18 protein-coding genes are annotated in these 18848 nt (G+C 71.6%); 12 read left to right on the top strand and 6 right to left on the bottom strand.

Translation table 11 applies throughout. The features are described 5' to 3' along the window. Positions 1–98 precede the first annotated feature (98 nt). Positions 99–1112 (bottom strand): NADP-dependent oxidoreductase, encoded by a 1014-nt coding sequence (locus ACIRO3_RS00855; protein WP_404131355.1) that lies wholly within the window; start codon positions 1110–1112, stop codon positions 99–101. A 100-nt stretch (positions 1113–1212) separates the two neighbouring features. On the opposite strand from ACIRO3_RS00855, the gene ACIRO3_RS00850 reads away from it, so the two are divergent. The 4 genes from ACIRO3_RS00850 to ACIRO3_RS00835 all read left to right on the top strand — a co-directional run bounded on the left by ACIRO3_RS00850 (position 1213) and on the right by ACIRO3_RS00835 (position 4977). Beyond that, complete coding sequence (locus ACIRO3_RS00850; protein ID WP_404131353.1) at positions 1213–2094, top strand: LysR family transcriptional regulator; 882 nt, start codon at positions 1213–1215, stop codon at positions 2092–2094. A 271-nt stretch (positions 2095–2365) separates the two neighbouring features. Next, positions 2366–2497: a hypothetical protein gene (locus ACIRO3_RS00845; protein WP_361771402.1), complete on the top strand. Its 132-nt coding sequence runs from the start codon at positions 2366–2368 to the stop codon at positions 2495–2497. Positions 2498–2621: 124 nt separating this feature from the next. Next, a complete protein-coding gene (locus ACIRO3_RS00840; RefSeq protein ID WP_361771403.1) occupies positions 2622–3662 on the top strand; it encodes a 3-isopropylmalate dehydrogenase in 1041 nt (346 codons plus the stop codon). 229 nt (positions 3663–3891) lie between these two features. Continuing rightward, the gene (locus ACIRO3_RS00835) at positions 3892–4977 is read left to right on the top strand and encodes a branched-chain amino acid aminotransferase (protein WP_404131350.1); all 1086 of its coding nucleotides are present in this window, start codon (positions 3892–3894) and stop codon (positions 4975–4977) included. 72 nt (positions 4978–5049) lie between these two features. On the opposite strand, the gene ACIRO3_RS00830 is transcribed toward ACIRO3_RS00835, so the two are convergent. After that, on the bottom strand, positions 5050–6480 hold the full coding sequence (locus ACIRO3_RS00830) for a cytosine permease (protein WP_404131348.1): 1431 nt from the start codon (positions 6478–6480) through the stop codon (positions 5050–5052). A 155-nt stretch (positions 6481–6635) separates the two neighbouring features. On the opposite strand from ACIRO3_RS00830, the gene ureA reads away from it, so the two are divergent. The 6 genes from ureA (at position 6636) to ACIRO3_RS00800 (ending at position 14252) form a co-directional block, all read left to right on the top strand. After that, entirely contained in the window at positions 6636–7433 is a 798-nt protein-coding gene (gene ureA / locus ACIRO3_RS00825; RefSeq protein ID WP_404131346.1) for an urease subunit gamma, read from the top strand. Next, positions 7430–9163, top strand: a complete 1734-nt coding sequence (locus tag ACIRO3_RS00820; protein WP_361771407.1) for an urease subunit alpha — start codon at positions 7430–7432, stop codon at positions 9161–9163. The genes ureA and ACIRO3_RS00820 overlap by 4 nt, the downstream gene beginning before the upstream one ends. 17 nt (positions 9164–9180) lie before the next feature. Continuing rightward, positions 9181–10227 (top strand): agmatine/peptidylarginine deiminase, encoded by a 1047-nt coding sequence (locus ACIRO3_RS00815; RefSeq protein ID WP_404131344.1) that lies wholly within the window; start codon positions 9181–9183, stop codon positions 10225–10227. 30 nt (positions 10228–10257) lie between these two features. Then, positions 10258–10866, top strand: coding sequence for a TetR/AcrR family transcriptional regulator (locus ACIRO3_RS00810; protein WP_361771409.1), 609 nt, complete (start codon positions 10258–10260; stop codon positions 10864–10866). A gap of 282 nt (positions 10867–11148) precedes the next feature. Next, entirely contained in the window at positions 11149–12777 is a 1629-nt protein-coding gene (gene cimA, locus ACIRO3_RS00805) for a citramalate synthase (protein WP_404131342.1), read from the top strand. Between the two features lie 131 nt (positions 12778–12908). Continuing rightward, positions 12909–14252 (top strand): hypothetical protein, encoded by a 1344-nt coding sequence (locus ACIRO3_RS00800; RefSeq protein WP_404131340.1) that lies wholly within the window; start codon positions 12909–12911, stop codon positions 14250–14252. Between the two features lie 59 nt (positions 14253–14311). Here the strand turns inward: ACIRO3_RS00800 and ACIRO3_RS00795 are convergent, their stop codons facing one another. Further along, the gene (locus tag ACIRO3_RS00795) at positions 14312–14926 is read right to left on the bottom strand and encodes a YceI family protein (RefSeq protein ID WP_404131338.1); all 615 of its coding nucleotides are present in this window, start codon (positions 14924–14926) and stop codon (positions 14312–14314) included. Between the two features lie 264 nt (positions 14927–15190). On the opposite strand from ACIRO3_RS00795, the gene ACIRO3_RS00790 reads away from it, so the two are divergent. After that, entirely contained in the window at positions 15191–16774 is a 1584-nt protein-coding gene (locus ACIRO3_RS00790) for an acyl-CoA carboxylase subunit beta (protein WP_361771413.1), read from the top strand. A gap of 21 nt (positions 16775–16795) precedes the next feature. Then, positions 16796–16999 (top strand): acyl-CoA carboxylase subunit epsilon, encoded by a 204-nt coding sequence (locus ACIRO3_RS00785; protein WP_361771414.1) that lies wholly within the window; start codon positions 16796–16798, stop codon positions 16997–16999. Positions 17000–17203: 204 nt separating this feature from the next. Here the strand turns inward: ACIRO3_RS00785 and ACIRO3_RS00780 are convergent, their stop codons facing one another. From ACIRO3_RS00780 to ACIRO3_RS00770, 3 genes are all read right to left on the bottom strand, one after another. Beyond that, positions 17204–17797, bottom strand: a complete 594-nt coding sequence (locus ACIRO3_RS00780; RefSeq protein WP_031144258.1) for an ATP/GTP-binding protein — start codon at positions 17795–17797, stop codon at positions 17204–17206. After that, positions 17778–18338: a DUF742 domain-containing protein gene (locus ACIRO3_RS00775; protein ID WP_404131335.1), complete on the bottom strand. Its 561-nt coding sequence runs from the start codon at positions 18336–18338 to the stop codon at positions 17778–17780. Before ACIRO3_RS00775 ends, ACIRO3_RS00780 begins: the two co-directional genes overlap by 20 nt. A gap of 93 nt (positions 18339–18431) precedes the next feature. Further along, the gene (locus ACIRO3_RS00770) at positions 18432–18845 is read right to left on the bottom strand and encodes a roadblock/LC7 domain-containing protein (RefSeq protein ID WP_030037347.1); all 414 of its coding nucleotides are present in this window, start codon (positions 18843–18845) and stop codon (positions 18432–18434) included. Positions 18846–18848 lie beyond the last annotated feature (3 nt).

Below are 18848 nucleotides of genomic sequence, written 5' to 3'. Positions count from 1 at the left end.
CGTGCCCCGGCGGCACAATGAGCGCAAGGGTGGCCGGGCCCGCGCCAAAGGTCTACATCCGTGCAGTAAGAGTTCGGTGAACTTCCGGGTGGCCGGAATCAGTCCCCGAGACGGACCAACATCTTGCCCAGGTTGTCCCCGCGCAGCACCCCCAGGAAGGCGTCCACCGTCCGGTCGATGCCCTGCACAACGGTGGTGTCGGTGCTCACCCGGCCGCTGCGCAGATGAGGGACCAGGAAGTCCTCCAACTCCTCCTGCAGATTGGTGTGATTACGAACCAATACCCCTTCCAGGCGTAGCGACTTGTGTACGACCTCGAAGAGGTTGCGGGGCGCGGCGGGCGCCCGGTCGCCGTTGTACATCGAGATCGCCCCGACCCACGCGATCCGTCCGTACTCGCGCAGCGCGCCGATCGCGCCCTCCAGGTGGTCGCCGCCCACGTTGTCCACGTACACGTCGATCCCGTCCGGGGTCGCCTTCGCCAACTGCTCGCCGATCGGGCCGTCGTGGCGGTCGAAGGCCGCGTCGAAGCCCAGCACCTCGGTGAGCCGGCGCACCTTGGCGGGCGAGCCCGCGCTGCCCACGATCCGGCGGGCGCCCAGCAGCCGGGCGATGTGCCCGGTCGCCGTGCCGACCCCGCCCGCCGCGGCGGACACGAACAGGTCCTCCCCCTCGCGCAGGGCCGCAGTGCGGGTGAGCGCGGCGTACGCGGTCAGTCCGGTGCCGCCGAGGATGCCCAGGTACGCCTCCAGGGGCACGCCCTCGTGGCCGCGCAGGACGCGGGCGCCGTCCACGCCGAGGGTGACGAGGGCGTGCGTGCGCCAGCCCGCGCGGTGGAAGACCAGGTCGCCCTCGGTCAGCCCGGGATCGCGGGAGGCCAGCACCCGGCCCACCGCGCGGCCCTCCAGCGGGGCGTGCAACTCGAAGCCGCCCTCGCCGCCGTCCATCAGGCCCCGGTGGTAGGGGTCCACCGAGAGCAGCAGGTTCTCCACCAGGGCGGTACCGGGGGCGGGGTCGGGGACGGGGCTCCGCACGAGCGTGAACGCGGCGGCGGTGGGAAAGCCGGTGGGGCGGGCGATCTGGTGGACGGCGAACGCCGTGTCGGTGGTCATGGCGATCACGCTAGGAAGGAATCCCCGGCCCGGGCAGGGGGTTGCGCTCATGGAAGGCGCACATCCATGAATGGCGCTCATACGACGAGGTGGGAGCCCCATGGCCGCCGGTTCGACCGAACTCGCCCCGCAGGAACTGCGCGTCCTGGTCGCCGTCGCCGACACCGGCGGCTTCTCCGCCGCGGCCGCCGTCCTCGGGATCGGCCAGTCCGCCGTGTCGCACTCGGTGCGCGGCAGCGAGACCAAGGTCGGCGCGGTGTTGTTCGAGCGGGGGCGCGCGGGAGCCTCGCCCACCCCGGCGGGGGAGCGCGCCGTCGCCCTCGCCCGGCGCATCCTGCGGCTGTACGAGGTACTGGGCGCGGAGGCGCGCGGCGCCGGCCGGGGCGCCGCGGAGGGGAGGCTGCGCATCGCCGCCTTCCGCAGCGCGGCCCTGCACCTGCTGCCGCCCGCGCTGGAGCGCCTGGCCGCGCTGCACCCCGGCATCCGGCCCGAGGTGCGGGTGGTGCGCGAGATCGGCGCGGGCACGGCGGGGGAGGTGCTGGCCGGGCGCGCCGACCTCGGCATCGCCACGCTGGGCCCGGGGATCGACGTACGGCCCGACCTCCTGAGCGGCGAGCTCGTCCGGGAGGCGTACGCGCTGGTCCACCCCGCCGGCCACCCGGACCCGAGGTCGCTGCCCCTGCTGGACTGGGACGAGAACTGCGGCTCGTACACCCGCGCCTGGTGGCGGGCCCAGGACTGGATCCCGCGGGCCACCCTCAAGGCCGAGGACGACGCCATGGTGCTCACGATGGTCGGCAGGGGGCTGGGGATGGCGATCCTGCCCAAACTGTCGCTGGGCGAGGCCACGGACGCGGTCGAGATCACCGATCTGGGCCCCGAACGGCCCATGAGACGCGTGGGATACGTCACGACCGCGGAATCCGCCTCCACCCTCGCCGTCAGAGCGCTGATCAGGGAACTCCGCGCGAAAAAGGGCTGAAACGGACCCTGTGGTCGGCCCGTCCGACGGGCCTTCCGGAGGGATCCGCGTCTCAGATAGTAGGAAGTCCGAGTAATTGCGGAGACATACAGCGGGACCTGGCCTAGCTTTGTAGGAGCCGAACGTCTCGCCGATCCGGCGAATGGCGGTCGAGAGCGCGCGCCCCCGGCAGGCAACCCCTGCGGCGCACCGCTCCCCGCCTCTTCCGGCGCCTTGAAGGAACCCCTCATCCGTGGCCCCGCCACGCCGTGATCTCAAGGAGTCGATCACCATGACCCGTCACACCACCGCGACCCGCCGCGTCCGCCACTCCTCCCAGGCCGAGGCCGACCGCAAGAACGCCGCCGCCGCCCTCCAGCGCGCCCTGGACCGCCGCGACAACGGCGGCTCGACCGGCCACTGAGCACCCGGCCGCCCCTTGAGGGCGGCCCTTCGAACACCCCGGGCCCCGGACATGTCGCGTTCATCCTCGTCCACATGGTGGACGCAATATGTCTGAGGGCTGGGACACGGAGTACGGTTTTCCCATGTCGACCAGCATCAATCTCGCAGTGATCCCCGGTGATGGCATCGGCCAGGAAGTCGTGGCTCAGGGCCTCAAGGTCCTTACCGCGGTCCTGCCCCAGGATGTGAAGCTGGAGACCAAGGAGTACGACCTCGGCGCGCGGCGCTGGCACCGCACCGGCGAGACCCTGCCGGACGCGGAACTCGAAGCACTGAGGCACCACGACGCGATCCTGCTGGGCGCCATCGGCGACCCCTCGGTCCCGTCGGGCGTCCTGGAACGCGGCCTGCTGCTGAAGCTCCGCTTCGCCTTCGACCACTTCGTCAACCTGCGCCCGTCGAAGCTCTTCCCCAACACGGCCACCCCGCTCGCCGGCCGCCCGGAGATCGACTTCGTCGTGGTCCGCGAGGGCACCGAGGGTCCGTACACCGGCAACGGCGGCTCGCTGCGCACCGGCACCCCCGCGGAGGTGGCGACCGAGGTCAGCCTCAACACCGCGTACGGCGTCGAGCGCGTGGTCCGGGACGCCTACGCGCGGGCCGACGCCCGCCCGCGCAAGAAGCTGACGCTGGTCCACAAGAACAACGTCCTCGTGTACGCGGGCCACCTGTGGAAGAACATCTTCGACAAGGTCGGCCAGGAGTACCCCGAGGTCACCACCGACTACCTGCACGTCGACGCCGCGACGATCTTCTTCGTCACGCAGCCCGAGCGGTTCGACGTCATCGTCACGGACAACCTCTTCGGTGACATCCTCACCGACCTCGCCGCCGCCGTCACCGGCGGGATCGGCCTGGCCGCCTCCGGGAACATCAACCCGACCGGCGCCTTCCCGTCCATGTTCGAGCCCGTCCACGGCTCGGCCCCGGACATCGCGGGTACCGGCAAGGCGGACCCGACCGCGACGATCCTGTCGGTTGCCCTCCTGCTGCGCCACCTCGGCCACGAGACCGAGGCCGCCCGCATCGAGGACGCCGTCTCCGCCGATCTGGCCGAGCGGGACGGCACCTTCCGCACCACCGAGGCGATCGGCGACGCCCTCGCCGCGCGAGTAGCCGGCTGACCCGGCAGCCCATCTCAGGAAGCCGCCGGGTCGCGACCACCGCACCCGGCGGCTTTTCCTGTGCGGCCCCGGGTGTCACCATCTCCCCTGGGCCGCAAACTCCCTGTTTCACCGAAGCCTCCCTGCGCGCGATAATCGAACGCGAGGCCGCGGAATGCGGGGATGCTCGGACGTCCTAGTACGCCGTGAGCGCGGTCCGCCCTACAAAACCGGTGAAGGACAAGCACTCATGACGACGCCCACGATCGAGCTCAAGCCCTCCTCGAACCCGCTGTCCGACGCGGAGCGCGAGGCGATCCTGGCCAGCCCCGGCTTCGGCCGCCACTTCACCGACCACATGGTGACGATCAAGTGGACCGAGGGTCGCGGCTGGCACGACGCCGAGCTGGTCCCGTACGCGCCGCTGTCGATGGACCCGGCGAACATGACCCTGCACTACGCGCAGACCATCTTCGAGGGCCTCAAGGCCTACAAGCAGCCCGACGGCACCGTCGCCACCTTCCGCCCCGAGGCCAACGCGGACCGCTTCCGGGCCTCCGCCCGCCGCATGGCGATGCCGGAGCTGCCCTCCGAGCTGTTCATCGCCGCCTGCGACGCCCTCATCACGCAGGACCGCGCCTGGGTCCCGGACTCCGGCGAGGCCTCGCTGTACCTGCGTCCGTTCATGTTCGCCTCCGAGGTCGGTCTGGGCGTCCGCCCGGCCAACGAGTTCCTCTTCATGGTCATCGCCTCGCCCGCCGGCGCGTACTTCCCCGGCGGCGTCAAGCCCGTCTCCGTCTGGCTCTCCGAGGAGTACGTGCGCGCGGTCAAGGGCGGCACCGGCGCGGCGAAGACCGGCGGCAACTACGCGGCCTCCCTCGTCGCCCAGGCCGAGGCCGCCTCGCACGGCTGCGACCAGGTCGTCTGGCTGGACGCCGTCGAGCACCGCTGGATCGAGGAGATGGGCGGGATGAACCTGTACTTCGTGTACGGCGACCGCATCGTCACCCCCGAGCTCACCGGTTCGCTGCTGCCCGGCATCACCCGCGACTCCCTCCTCACGATCGCCCGCGACCTCGGCTACACCGCCGAGGAGGGCCGCATCACCACCGAGGACTGGAAGCGCGACAACGAGAACGGCACCCTCACCGAGGTGTTCGCCTGCGGCACCGCCGCCGTCATCACCCCGGTCGGCTCGGTCAAGTCCGGGCGCGCCAACTGGACGCAGGGCACCGGCGAGCCCGGCGAGGTCACCATGAAGCTCCGCAAGGCGCTGCTGGACCTCCAGACCGGCCGCTCCGCCGACCACCACGGCTGGATGCACCCGCTCGGCTAGGCCGTCGACGAAGTACGGCGAGAGGCCCGCACCCCGGATCAGGGGGTGCGGGCCTCTCGCCGTACCGGGGGGCTACGCGGCGACCGGCTCCTCGGCCGTGTCGGGGGCGGCCGGTGCGGGGACGGCCGTCTTCCGGGCGGTGAGGGCCGTGTAGGCGAGGCCGCCGGCCAGTCCGGACAGGACGAAGGAACAGTCCACGCCGCCCGTCAGGGCCAACAGCGGACCCTCGTAGAAGGGGGTGGTGACGGCGAGCAGGCCGACGCCCGCGCCGATCGCCCACGAGGCGGTGGCGGCCGGGTTCCAACCGCCCCGGTACCAGTAGATCCCGCCCACCGAACGGCGGTTGAACACCTGGAGGGCGTCGGCGTCGTACGTGCCGCGACAGCGCGCGTAGCCGATCAGGGTGATCACGGCCCACGGGGTGCCGATGGCGGTGAGCAGCAGCACGAACGAGGTCATCGCGGACTGGACGTCCCACTCGAAGGAACCGACGAACACGAAGGCCGTGGCCACGCCGGCCGCGACCAGGGTGGCCGTCGTGCGGGTGGCGCGGGGGACGATCGCGTCCAGGTCGAGGCCCATGGAGTACAGCATCAGCCCGGCGTTGCCGACCGACCCCGCGGCGGCGGCCACCAGCAGCGGGACCAGGTACCAGAAGGGCGAGGCGTCGACCAGCGGCCCGGCGTACTCGGCGCCGGCCCGCGCGGCGAGCGCGGTGTAGGTGCCGAAGAGCTGCGGCACCAGCAGGCCGACCAGCAGGCCGAGCGCCGTGGACCCGAGCACCTTGCGGGAGCCGTGTCGGGCGGGGGAGATGTAGCGGGTGTAGTCGCCCAGCAGGGTGATGAAGGCGACGGGACCACTGAGGCCGGCGGCGACGGCGGCGAGCAGCCAGGTCGGCCAGAAGGAGCCGAGGAGGTAGGAGGTCTCCGGCGGCGCGGCGGCGGTGAAGTCGGGGGCGTAGGCGAAGACGCCGACGGCCAGCAGGACCACCATGCCGACGGACAGGATCTTGCTCATGCGCAGCAGCAGCCGGTAGCCGAACACGGCCGCGACGACGGTACAGGCGGCCAGCACGCCGTACATCACGGCGCGCGAGAGCCCGGTGTCCGGCAGGCCGGTGAGCCGGGACAGGGCGCCGACCATCACGTCGCCGCCGATCCACAGGGTCAGCGCCGTGTAGCCGAGGGAGAGCAGCAGGCCCACCACGGACCCGACCAGCCGACCGCGCACGCCGAACTGGGCGCCGCTGGACGTGGAGAGGTTGGTCGCGGTGCGCAGCGAGACCAGTGCCAGCGGGGCGGTGAAGGCGATGCCGACGACGGTGCCGGTCACGATGGCCGTCACCGACGGCCACAGCCCCAGACCGAAGGACGGGGGCAGCCAGCCGAAGACGATCACACCGAGGCAGAGGTTGGAGCCGAGGAGGATCGACATCAGGTCACGGGGACCGCTCGTCCGTTCCTCCTCCGGGATGGTGTCGACTCCGCGCTGTTCGATGGGCATGGGGAACTCCCTTGGCAGGGCGGGGGGTGGTTCGCAAAGGTTTGAGCGACATTCAATGTGACCCAGGCCCTGGTCTCAGGTCAATGCTTCATTGCCGGGAAATGAAGAGTTAGAGTGATGCTCTAACCCATCGACTCCGAAGGTGGTGGATCGGCGTGCGGCTGACCCCAACCGAGCGCGACCGGCTGCTGCTCCGCAGCGCCGCGGAACTGGCCAGGGCCCGACGGGCCCGGGGCCTGCGGCTCAACGTCCCCGAGGCCACCGCGCTGATCGCGGACACGGTCTGCGAGGCCGCCCGCGACGGCAAGCGGCTGGCGCAGGCCATCGAGGAGGCCCGCGGCGTGCTGGGCCCCGACGACGTGCTGCCCGGCGTGGCCGACGTGGTCACCGAGGTGCACGTCGAGGCCGTCTTCGACGACGGCTCCCGCCTCGCGGTGGTCTCGGCCCCCATCCGGGGAGCCGTCCCGCTCGGCGACGACGCCCCGGGCGCGATCGTGCCCGGCCCCGGCGCCCCCCAGCCGGAGCCCACGGTCCACCTGCACGTGCGCAACACCGCCGCCGTGCCGATCAGCGTGACCTCCCACTTCCACTTCTTCGAGGCCAACCCGCGCCTGGACTTCGACCGGGCCCAGGCCTACGGCATGCGGCTGTGCGTGCCGGCGGGCTCCTCCGTACGGTTCGACCCGCACGGCGGGGCCGAGGTCGGGCTGGTCCCCATCGGCGGGGCCCGCGTCGCCATCGGCTTCGCCGGGCTGGTCGACGGCCCCCTCGACGCGCCCGGCGCCAAGGACGAGGCCCTGCGCCGCGCGGCCGCCTGCGGCTACCTAGGCGCCACCACCGGGACCGCCGCCCCGACAGCCCCGACCTCCCCGGCCGACGCATCCGGGCCCGGCGCCGGCGACCGCGCCGCCGACGACCGCGCCGACGACCGCCCGGAAGGTGACCCCGCATGAGCCGCCAGACCCCGCACAGCGACCACTGCGCGCCGGGCAGCCGCCACATCGACCCGCACGAGTACGCCTCCGTCTTCGGCCCCCGCGCCGGCGACCGGGTGCGCCTCGGCGACTCCGGGCTGACCGTCCGCGTCGAGCACGACGCCCAGCAGCCCGGTGACGAGTTCCTGGCCGGCTTCGGCAAGACCGCCCGCGACGGCCTGCACCTCAAGGCCGCCGCCGTCCGCGAGACCTGCGACGTCGTCATCAGCAACGTGCTGGTCATCGACGCCGTCCTCGGCATCCGCAAGGTCTCCATCGGCATCCGCGAGGGCCGCATCCACGCGATCGGCCGCGCCGGCAACCCCGACACCCTCGACGGGGTGGACGTGGTCGTCGGCACCGGCACCTCGATCGTGTCCGGCGAGGGGATGATCGCCACCGCCGGGGCCGTGGACACCCACGTCCACCTGCTCTCCCCGCGCATCATGGAGGCCTCGCTCGCCGCCGGCGTCACCACGATCATCGGCCAGGAGTTCGGCCCGGTCTGGGGCGTGGGCGTCAACTCCCCCTGGGCGCTCAAGCACGCCTTCAACGCCTTCGACGCCTGGCCCGTCAACATCGGCTTCCTCGCCCGCGGTTCCTCCTCGGACGCCGCCCCGCTCGTCGAGGCCCTCGCCGAGGGCGGCGCCAGTGGCTTCAAGGTCCACGAGGACATGGGCGCCCACACCCGCGCCCTGGACACCGCCCTGCGGGTCGCCGAGGAGTACGACGTCCAGGTCGCCCTGCACAGCGACGGCCTGAACGAGTGCCTCTCCGTCGAGGACACCCTGCGCGTCCTGGACGGTCGGACCATCCACGCCTTCCACATCGAGGGCTGCGGCGGCGGACACGTCCCCAACGTGCTCAAGATGGCCGGCGTGCCCAACGTCATCGGCTCCTCCACCAACCCGACCCTGCCCTTCGGCCGGGACGCCGTCGCCGAGCACTACGGCATGATCGTCTCCGTCCACGACCTCAAGCCCGACCTCCCCGGCGACGCCGCCATGGCCCGCGACCGGATCCGGGCGGGCACCATGGGCGCCGAGGACGTGCTGCACGACCTGGGCGCGATCGGCATCACCTCCTCCGACGCCCAGGGCATGGGCCGCGCGGGCGAGACCATCCGGCGCACCTTCGCCATGGCGGCGAAGATGAAGGGCGAACTGGGCCCGCTCGACGGCGACGGCGAGGGCGACGACAACGCCCGCGTCCTGCGCTACATGGCCAAGCTGACCATCAACCCGGCCATCGCCCACGGCCTGGCCCACGAGATCGGCTCCATCGAGGTCGGCAAACTCGCCGACATCGTGCTGTGGCGCCCCCAGTTCTTCGGCGCCAAACCGCAACTGGTCCTCAAGTCCGGCTTCCCCGCGTACGGCGTCACCGGCGACCCCAATGCGGCCACCGACACCTGCGAACCGCTCGTGCTCGGACCGCAGTTCGGATCGTACGGAGCCACCGCGGCCGACATCTCCGTCGCCTTCGTGTCGGCGGCTGCCGCCGCGCTCGGCTCCGACGAGATGCCGACCCGGCGCCGCAGGGTGGCCGTTCGCGGCACCCGCGGCATCGGCCCCCGCGACCTCCTGCTCAACTCCCGGGTGGGCGCGGTCGATGTGGACGCGCGCAGCGGCCTCGTCTCCCTCGACGGGGAACCGCTGCGCTCCGAAGCGGCCGAATCGGTCTCCCTCAACCGCCTGTACTTCCTGTAAGCCAGTAAGGACCTGTCATGACTGACGCTGCCGACAAGCCCGCCGCCCACGGCTTCCGGATGCCCGCCGAGTGGACCCCCCACGAGCGCACCTGGATGGCCTGGCCCAGCCCCAACCCGACCTTCACCGACGAGAAGGAGCTCGCCGAGGCCCGCGAGGCCTGGGGAGCCGTCGCCCGAGCGGTCCGCGCGTACGAGCCCGTGACCCTCGTCGTCTCCCCGGGAGACGCGCAGGGCGCCCGCGCGATCGTCGGCGACGAGGTCGAGCTGGTCGAGCGCGAACTGGACGACGCCTGGATGCGGGACATCGGCCCGACCTTCGTCACCGACGGCGCCGGCACGCTCGCCGCCGTGGACTGGACCTTCAACGGCTGGGGCGCCCAGGAGTGGGCCCGCTGGGGCCACGACGAGAAGATCGCCCGCCACGTCTCCGACCTGGTCGGCACCCGCACCTACAGCACCCCGCTGGTCAACGAGGGCGGCGCCATCCACGTGGACGGCGAGGGCACCGTGCTGCTCACCGACACCGTGCAACTCGGCGCGGGGCGCAACCCCGACTGGAACCGCCGACAGGTCGAGGAGGAGATCCACGCCCACCTCGGCACCACCAAGGCGATCTGGCTGCCCTACGGCCTGGCCGGCGACTACGGCACCTACGGCACCCAGGGCCACGTGGACATCGTCGCCGCCTTCGCCCGCCCCGGCGTGGTCATGGTCCACAGCCAGCCCGACCCGGCCCACCCGGACCACGAGCGCTGCAAGACCATCGCCGCCCTCCTGCGCGCGTCCACCGACGCGCGGGGCCGGCTGCTGGAGGTCGTGGAGATCCCGGCGCCGACCGTGTTGGAGGAGGACGGCGAGTGGGTCGACTACTCGTACATCAACCACTACCTCTGCAACGACGGCGTGGTGCTCTGCTCCTTCGACGACCCGCGCGACGAGGAAGCCGCGGAGATCTTCCGGGGTCTGTTCCCCGAGCGGACCGTGACACTGGTTGACGCACGTACGATTTTCGCCGGGGGTGGCGGCATCCACTGCATCACCCAACAGCAGCCGAAGGTCTGACCTGCGGCGAACGGTTTCGAGGAGTGGTCCATGGTGGCGGGTGGAGTACGGGCGGCGCGGAAGAACGCGCCGCCGCGCGAGGACGTACTCGTCGCCGCCATGGCCACGATCGCCGAACGCGGCCTGGAGGGCCTCACCATGGCCGGCCTCGGCCGTCAGGTGGGCATGAGCAGCGGCCACCTCCTCTACTACTTCGGCAGCAAGGACGAGCTCCTGTTGCAGACCCTGGAGTGGAGCGAGGCCTCGCTCGGCGCCGAACGGCGGGCCCTGCTGTCCCGCCGCGGCCCGGTGCGCGAGCGGGTACAGGCGTACGTCGACCTGTACGTGCCCGAGGCCGCGCGGGACCCGCACTGGACCCTGTGGCTGGAAGTCTGGAACCGCTCGCAGAACGCCGGCCCCCGCGAACGCGAGCGGCAGGCCGCCATCGAGGGCGCCTGGCACCGGGACCTGGTCGCGCTGCTCGCCGAGGGCGTCTCGCGCGGCGAGTTCCGCGCGGTGGACCCCGACCGGTTCGCCGCCCGCGTCAGGGCCCTGCTCGACGGGTTCAGCATCCAGGTCGCCGTCGGCCTGCCCGGGATAGGGCGGGGCGACATCCTCGAACACGTCACCGAGTTCCTGGACGAGGCGCTCGTATCGTGAGACGTGGGTCCGCGCGCGCGGCCCCTTGTGACACACTGCGGACGTGCCTGCTCAGCTCATGATTATGGACAGCAGCGCGCCGGTCCGCAGTGACCGTTGAGCCGTGGAGAACCCCACGGGACGGCGGCCACAGTGCCTCAGACCCGCGCGCAGACCTCTCGCATCCGCGAGGGGTCTTTTCGTTTCCCGGCTCCATTCCTGCCGGGAACGGGCGGCGCGCGATGATGGGGGCAGTGGATCCCCGGTCTCCGGAACCACTCATCCGACAGGAGTCAGACCAGCATGACGACGACAGAGGCGACCGAGCCGACTGCGCCGGCGGGCCCCGACGACAGCTTCCACGTCTTCGACACGACCCTGCGCGACGGCGCCCAGCGTGAGGGCATCAACCTCACGGTCGCGGACAAGCTGACCATCGCGCGGCACCTGGACGACTTCGGAGTGGGCTTCATCGAGGGCGGCTGGCCCGGTGCCAACCCCCGCGACACCGAGTTCTTCGCCCGCGCCCGTGCCGAGATCGACTTCAAGCACGCCCGGCTCGTGGCCTTCGGCGCCACCCGCCGGGCCGGCGGCTCCGCCGCCGCCGACCCCCAGGTGCGGGCCCTGCTGGAATCCGGCGCCCCGGTGATCACCCTGGTGGCCAAGTCCCACGACCGGCACGTCGAACTCGCGCTGCGCACCACCCTCGACGAGAACCTGGAGATGGTCCGCGACACCGTCTCCCACCTCGTCGAGCAGGGGCGCCGGATCTTCGTCGACTGCGAGCACTTCTTCGACGGCTACCGCGCCAACCCCGAGTACGCGAAGGCCGTCGTCCGCACGGCCCACGATGCGGGCGCCGACGTCGTCATCCTCTGCGACACCAACGGCGGCATGCTGCCCGCGCAGGTGTCCGCCACCGTCGCGACCGTCCTCGCCGACACCGGGGCCCGCCTGGGCATCCACGCCCAGGACGACACCGGCTGCGCCGTCGCCAACACCCTGGCCGCCGTCGACGCGGGCGCCACCCACGTCCAGTGCACCGCCAACGGTTACGGGGAGCGCGTCGGCAACGCCAACCTCTTCCCGGTCGTCGGCGCCCTGGAGATCAAGTACGGGCGCACGGTGCTCCCCGCGGGCGCGCTCGCCGAGATGACCCGGATCTCGCACGCCATCGCCGAGGTCGTCAACCTCACCCCGTCCACGCACCAGCCGTACGTCGGCGTCTCCGCCTTCGCGCACAAGGCGGGCCTGCACGCCTCGGCCATCAAGGTCGACCCCGACCTCTACCAGCACATCGACCCCGAGCGGGTCGGCAACACCATGCGGATGCTGGTCTCCGACATGGCCGGTCGCGCCTCCATCGAACTCAAGGGCAAGGAGCTCGGTGTCGACCTCGGCGGCGACCGCGCGCTGATCTCCCGGGTCGTGGAGCGGGTCAAGGAGCGGGAGCTCCAGGGCTACACCTACGAGGCCGCCGACGCCTCCTTCGAGCTGCTGCTGCGGGCCGAGGCCGAGGGGCGGGCGCGCAAGTACTTCCGGATCGAGTCCTGGCGGGCGATCGTCGAGGACCGCCCGGACGGCACCCACGCCAACGAGGCCACGGTCAAGCTGTGGGCCAAGGGCGAGCGGATCGTCGCGACGGCGGAGGGCAACGGCCCCGTCAACGCGCTGGACCGGGCCCTGCGGGTGGCGCTGGAGCCGTTCTACCCGCAGCTGGCCAAGTTCGAGCTGATCGACTACAAGGTCCGCATCCTGGAGGGCAAGCACGGCACGGACTCCACCACGCGCGTGCTGATCGCCACGACGGACGGCGCCGGCGAATGGTCCACGGTCGGCGTCGGCACGAACGTCATCGCCGCGTCCTGGCAGGCCCTGGAGGACGCCTTCACCTACGGGCTGCTGCGCGCGGGCATCGAGCCGGCCGAGTAGCCGCCCCGCCCGCCTCGGGTCCGGACCCCCCGGACCCGAGCGGCGCCGGCGCGCGTGGCCGGTCCATGCGTCCGACTGGTACTTATGTCCCGCTCACACGCAAAAGTGGCGATTCCGGTAGCGTCGTGACCATGAGGACCAGGCTCGTTTCCGCGTTTTCCGGTCTGCTGCTGGCCCTGTCCGCGACGGCCCTCGTGGTCGCCCCGCAGGCGTCGGCCGCCACCGGGGTCAGTGCCGTCGGGGAGGCCCTCAAGAAGGGCCCGGTCTACGTCGATCCCGGCGCGCGGGCCCAGCTCTCGCCGGCGCAGGCCGACGCCCTGACGAAGAAGATCGAGGACGCCGGCAAGCCGGTCTTCGTCGCCGTCCTCCCGGCGGGCGAGACCTTCCCCGAGCGGGGCCTGCTCTCCGCCGTCCGCGCCCAGACCGGGATCACCGGGCTCTACGCCGTCCGGCTCGGCGAGGGCTTCGACGCCGGCGCCGACCCGAGGGTGATGCCGAGGAACGCCGTCCGGAACCTCACCTCGTCCGTGAAGGTCGGCGGGCCGGTGGACGCGAACACCCAGCTGAACGACTTCGTCGACCAGGCCCTCACCCAGGTCAAGGGGAACGCCCCCACCTCCTGGGGCGGCGCGGCCGCGGACGACGGCGCCCCGGTCGGCGGGCTGATCGCCCTCGGCGCGGTGGCCGTGGTCGGCGGTGGCGGCGCCTACGCGCTGGTCCGCCGCAACCGGAAGAAGAAGGAAGAGGAGCGGCGCGAGGCCGTCGCCCGCCTCGGCGTGGTCGTCGACGAGGACATCACGGCCTTCGGCGAGGAGCTGGAGCGGCTCGACTTCCACCCCGGTGAGCCCGGCGCGGACGACGCCATGCGCAAGGACTACGAACAGGGCCTGGACTCCTACGAGAAGGCCAAGCAGATCATGGCCTCGGTCCAGCGCCCCGACGAGGTGCAGGGCGTGACCCGGGCGCTGGAGGACGGGCGGTACGCGCTCGCCTGCCTGGACGCGCGCCGGCAGGGCGGGCCGGTGCCCGAGCGCCGCTCGCCCTGCTTCTTCGACCCGCGCCACGGGCCGAGCACGCAGGACGCGAACTGGGCCCCGCCTGGCGGCGCCGCCCGTACCGTGCCGGTCTGCGAGGCGGACGCCGTGCGACTGCGCGACGGACTGGACCCCGCGGTCCGCACCGTCGACACGGAGCGCGGGCCGCGCCCGTACTACGACGCGGGTCCGGCGTACGGTCCCTGGGCCGGCGGGTACTTCGGCGGCGGCATGCTGCCGGGCCTGTTGATGGGCACGATGCTCGGTTCGATGATGTCGAGCCCGGCCTACGCCGCGGACTTCGGCGGCGGGGGCGGCGGGTACGACGGGGGCGACGTCTCCGGGGCCGACTTCAACCCCTCCGACTTCGGCGGCGGGGACTTCGGCGGCGGTGGCGGTTTCGACGGTGGCGGAGGCTTCGACGGCGGGGGCGGCTTCTAGCCACCCCCGGAGCCGCGCGTCCGTCGCCCTCTCCCGGCCCCGCTCCCTGTCGCGGCGGGTCAGGCCTGCTTGATGGCCGAGATGTCGAAGGTCAGCTTGACCTTGTCGCTGACCATGACGCCGCCGGTCTCCAGGGCGGCGTTCCAGGTCAGACCCCAGTCGGAGCGCAGGATCTCGGCAGAGCCCTCGAAGCCGACGCGCTCGTTGCCGTAGACGTCGGTGGCGGAGCCGTTGAACTCCAGGTCGATGGAGAGGGGCCGCGTGACGTCCTTGATCGTCAGGTCGCCGGTGATCCGGTACGCGTCCCCGCCCAGCTGGGCGGCGCCGGTGGAGCGAAAGCTCATCAGCGGGAAGGCCTCGGCGTCGAAGAAGTCGCCGCCGCGCAGGTGGCCGTCGCGGTCGGCGATGCCGGTGTCGACGGAGGCGATCTTCACGTCGATGGAGGCGGTGGAGCGGCCGGGGTCGGCGCCGTCCAGGTGCAGGCCGCCCTCGTGGTCGGCGAACGTGCCGCGGACGTTGGTGACCATCGCGTGCCGGACGGTGAAGCCGATGCTGCTGTGCGCGGGGTCGATGACGTAGTCACCGGTGAGGGCGGCGAGCGCCGGGTCCACCGGGAGGGCGGCGACCGGGGCCGCGGTGACGGTGTCCTGGCTGCGGCGGGTGAAGAGACCCATGACTTCCTCCTTGCTGGGGGTGCGGACCTGCCGCACCGGGTTGTTTAACTTTCAACGAGATTGACGCTATGCCCATTCCGTTCAAATTTCAACTTCCAGGAGTGTGTCGCGCGGATTTGTGGGACCTCCACAAAGGGTGGCCGCCCCGGCTGGTGGAGTCCTTGCATCATTCGGCGGTTCTGTCCGGGCCTCACAGCGGATGACTCCCGAGACTGTGCGGAACCAACGGAGGGTTTTGACCCCGTCACTTCGTAAGGTCGGTACATGACCGTTGTGGACCAGACCCCGAGCGAGCCGACGGACGCCCGCGGGCGCGTGGCCGAGCTGCACTCCCTGCGCGAAGAGGCCCGCCGCGGCCCGAGCGACCGGGCCACCGAGGCGCAGCACGCCAAGGGCAAGCTGACCGCCCGTGAGCGCATCGCTCTGCTGCTCGACGAGGGTTCCTTCAAGGAGGTCGAACAGCTCCGGCGGCACCGCGCCACCGGCTTTGGCCTGGAGGCGAAGAAGCCCTACACCGACGGTGTCATCACGGGGTGGGGCACGGTCGAGGGCCGTACGGTCTTCGTCTACGCGCACGACTTCCGGATCTTCGGCGGCGCGCTGGGCGAGGCCCACGCGACGAAGATCCACAAGATCATGGACATGGCCATCGCGGCCGGAGCCCCGCTGGTCTCCCTCAACGACGGCGCGGGCGCCCGTATCCAGGAGGGCGTCTCCGCCCTCGCCGGCTACGGCGGCATCTTCCAGCGCAACACCAAGGCCTCGGGCGTCATCCCGCAGATCTCGGTCATGCTCGGCCCCTGCGCCGGCGGCGCCGCCTACTCCCCGGCCCTCACCGACTTCGTGTTCATGGTCCGGGACACCTCGCAGATGTTCATCACCGGCCCGGACGTGGTCCGCGCGGTGACCGGCGAGGAGATCACCCAGAACGGCCTCGGCGGCGCCGACGTGCACGCCGAGACCTCGGGCGTCGCGCACTTCGCGTACGACGACGAGGAGACCTGCATCTCCGAGGTCCGCTACCTCATCACGATGCTCCCCTCCAACAACCGCGAGAACCCGCCGGTCCACCAGACCGACGACCCCCGCGACCGCCGCTCCGACGTGCTCCTGGACCTGGTGCCGGCCGACGGCAACCGCCCGTACGACATGCTCAAGGTCATCGAGGAACTCGTCGACGAAGGCGACGTCCTGGAGATCCACGAGCGCTGGGCCCGCAACATCATCTGCGCCCTCGCCCGGATGGACGGCCAGGTCGTCGGCATCGTCGCCAACCAGCCCGGCCACCTCGCCGGCGTCCTCGACATCCACGCGTCCGAGAAGGCCGCGCGCTTCGTCCAGCTCTGCGACGCCTTCAACATCCCGATCGTCACGCTGCTGGACGTCCCCGGCTTCCTGCCGGGCGTCGACCAGGAGCACGGCGGCATCATCCGCCACGGCGCCAAGTTGCTCTACGCCTACTGCAACGCCACCGTGCCCCGCATCTCGCTGATCCTGCGCAAGGCCTACGGCGGCGCCTACATCGTCATGGACTCCCAGTCCATCGGCGCCGACCTCACCTACGCCTGGCCCACCAACGAGATCGCCGTCATGGGCGCCGAGGGCGCGGCCAACGTCATCTTCCGCAAGCAGATCTCCGACGCCGAGGACCCCGAGGCCATGCGCGCCCGGATGGTCAAGGAGTACAAGGCCGAGCTGATGCACCCGTACTACGCGGCCGAACGAGGCCTCGTGGACGACGTCATCGACCCCGCCGAGACCCGCGAGGTGCTGGTGAGCGCCCTCGCGATGCTCCGCACCAAGCACGCCGACCTGCCGTCCCGCAAGCACGGCAACCCGCCTCAGTAAGACGAAGGAGACCTGCCACCGATGAGCATCACCGCCGACACCCTGCTGAAGGTCGAGAAGGGCAACGCCGCGCCCGAGGAGCTGGCCGCGATCACCGCGATCCTGCTCGCCCGCGCCGCCGCCACCCCCGCCGAGACCTCCGCCCGCACCGCCCGCTCCCAGGCCGGCTGGCGCCGCCTGGAGCGCAGCCCGGGCTTCCGCGCCCCGCACAGCTGGCGCGGCTAGTACGCGGCACGCCGCACGTCACCGAGAGCGCCGGGGCCCCGCCCCGGCGCTCTCGCGTACCCGGGGCGCCCCGCGGGCGCTCCCGCCCGGGCTCGTGGCGGCTCGTGCGGGCGGCTGGGCGGTGAACGGCGGGTGAACGCGGAAAAGGGCCCCGCACGCTCCGACGGAGCGTGCGGGGCCCTTCTCGCGCGTTCTGTGGACGCGCTAGCGCAGCCGCGCCATCAGCGCGTGCTCGACGAGCGTGATGAGCGCGCTCTTGGCGTCCGCGCGGTGGCGGGCGTCGGTGGTGATGATGGGGGCGTCCGGGCCGATCTGCAGGGCCTCGCGGACCTCCTCCGGGGTGTACGGCTGGTGTCCGTCGAAGCCGTTCAGGGCGATGACGAACGGCAGGCCGCTGTTCTCGAAGTAGTCGACGGCGGGGAAACAGTCCGCGAGCCGGCGGGTGTCCACGAGCACCACGGCGCCGATGGCGCCGCGCACCAGGTCGTCCCACATGAACCAGAAACGGTCCTGGCCCGGCGTGCCGAACAGGTACAGGATCAGGTCCTGGTCCAGGGTGATGCGGCCGAAGTCCATGGCGACCGTGGTGGTCGTCTTGTCACCGGTGTGGGTGAGGTCGTCGATTCCGGCGGAGGCGCTGGTCATGACGGCCTCGGTGCGCAGCGGGTTGATCTCGGAGACCGCGCCGACGAACGTGGTCTTGCCCACGCCGAAGCCGCCCGCCACCACGATCTTCGCGGAGGTGGTGGAGCGCGGTGCCCCTCCGGCAGAACCTCCGTTAGAGCTTGCGAAGTCCACTGAGCACCCTTTCGAGCAGTGTCACATCTGGCTGACCGCCGGCGGACTCGTCGCCGCCGGGCTGGTGAATGGCGACGAGGCCCGCCTCCGCCAGGTCGGCGACGAGGATGCGGGCGACACCAAGAGGAATGGAGAGGAGTGCCGAGATCTCCGCGACGGATTTGATCTCCTGGCACAGACGGCAGATGCGCTGATGCTCGGGCAACTGCCCTTGCAGCCGCGCGGGATCGGCCGTGGTGCTGACCAGCGCCTCGATGGCGAGCTGGTAGCGCGGCCGGGTACGGCCGCCGGTCATGGCGTACGGGCGCACCAGCGGGTTGTGCGCCTTCGGGGCCTGCGGCTGCGAGGAGCGCGAGGGCCGCTGCGAAGGCCGGTAAGGCTGCTGAGGCTGCTGAAGCTGGCCGTACGAAGGCTGCTGCTGGTACGGGTTGTGCTCCGGCGCGGGCCGGCTGGGAGTGGAGGGGAAGTTGAAGCGGTTCTGGTCGTGCCCACCCTGCGGCTGCTGCGCGCCGCCATAAGGATGTCCTCCGGGTGTTGTCACGTTTCCTCCTCCGACTCCAAGAACGCAGTACTCCCTGTGGAACCGCGCCACCGCACCCTATGGTGCGATGACGCGAAACGCACTGCCTGTCTGCTAGTTGAGCAGACTTCCCTGCAGCTCCGCACGCAGGTCCGGGGTGAGGACACTGCCCGCTCGGTCCACAAGAAGGGCCATCTCATAGCCCACCAGGCCGATGTCGCACTCGGGGTGCGCGAGCACCGCGAGCGAGGATCCGTCGGACACGGACATGAGGAAAAGGAATCCCCGGTCCATCTCGACGACCGTCTGGTTGACCGCGCCACCCTCGAAGATGCGGGAGGCTCCGGCGGTCAGCGACGTCAGACCGGAGGCCACGGCCGCCAGCTGATCGGCGCGGTCGCGCGGGAATCCGTCGGACATCGCCAGAAGGAGTCCGTCGGCGGAGACCACCACGGTGTGGGACACCCCAGGGGTGTTGTCCACGAAGTTGGTGATCAACCAGTTCAGGTTCTGTGCCGCCTGGCTCATCGG

The sequence above is a fragment of the Streptomyces sp. NPDC102278 genome, from assembly GCF_044766345.1.
GTDB lineage: Bacteria > Actinomycetota > Actinomycetes > Streptomycetales > Streptomycetaceae > Streptomyces.
This window is presented reverse-complemented; position numbering and strand designations above follow the sequence as displayed.

Bases quoted from the DNA above. Each gene is read 5' to 3' on its own strand.
- ACIRO3_RS00855 (WP_404131355.1), bottom strand. From the start codon at position 1,112: ATGACCACCGACACGGCGTTCGCCGTCCACCAGATCGCCCGCCCCACC.
- ACIRO3_RS00850 (WP_404131353.1), top strand. From the start codon at position 1,213: ATGGCCGCCGGTTCGACCGAACTCGCCCCGCAGGAACTGCGCGTCCTG.
- ACIRO3_RS00845 (WP_361771402.1), top strand. From the start codon at position 2,366: ATGACCCGTCACACCACCGCGACCCGCCGCGTCCGCCACTCCTCCCAG.
- ACIRO3_RS00840 (WP_361771403.1), top strand. From the start codon at position 2,622: ATGTCGACCAGCATCAATCTCGCAGTGATCCCCGGTGATGGCATCGGC.
- ACIRO3_RS00835 (WP_404131350.1), top strand. From the start codon at position 3,892: ATGACGACGCCCACGATCGAGCTCAAGCCCTCCTCGAACCCGCTGTCC.
- ACIRO3_RS00830 (WP_404131348.1), bottom strand. From the start codon at position 6,480: ATGCCCATCGAACAGCGCGGAGTCGACACCATCCCGGAGGAGGAACGG.
- ACIRO3_RS00820 (WP_361771407.1), top strand. From the start codon at position 7,430: ATGAGCCGCCAGACCCCGCACAGCGACCACTGCGCGCCGGGCAGCCGC.
- ACIRO3_RS00815 (WP_404131344.1), top strand. From the start codon at position 9,181: ATGACTGACGCTGCCGACAAGCCCGCCGCCCACGGCTTCCGGATGCCC.
- ACIRO3_RS00810 (WP_361771409.1), top strand. From the start codon at position 10,258: ATGGTGGCGGGTGGAGTACGGGCGGCGCGGAAGAACGCGCCGCCGCGC.
- cimA (WP_404131342.1), top strand. From the start codon at position 11,149: ATGACGACGACAGAGGCGACCGAGCCGACTGCGCCGGCGGGCCCCGAC.
- ACIRO3_RS00800 (WP_404131340.1), top strand. From the start codon at position 12,909: ATGAGGACCAGGCTCGTTTCCGCGTTTTCCGGTCTGCTGCTGGCCCTG.
- ACIRO3_RS00795 (WP_404131338.1), bottom strand. From the start codon at position 14,926: ATGGGTCTCTTCACCCGCCGCAGCCAGGACACCGTCACCGCGGCCCCG.
- ACIRO3_RS00790 (WP_361771413.1), top strand. From the start codon at position 15,191: ATGACCGTTGTGGACCAGACCCCGAGCGAGCCGACGGACGCCCGCGGG.
- ACIRO3_RS00785 (WP_361771414.1), top strand. From the start codon at position 16,796: ATGAGCATCACCGCCGACACCCTGCTGAAGGTCGAGAAGGGCAACGCC.
- ACIRO3_RS00770 (WP_030037347.1), bottom strand. From the start codon at position 18,845: ATGAGCCAGGCGGCACAGAACCTGAACTGGTTGATCACCAACTTCGTG.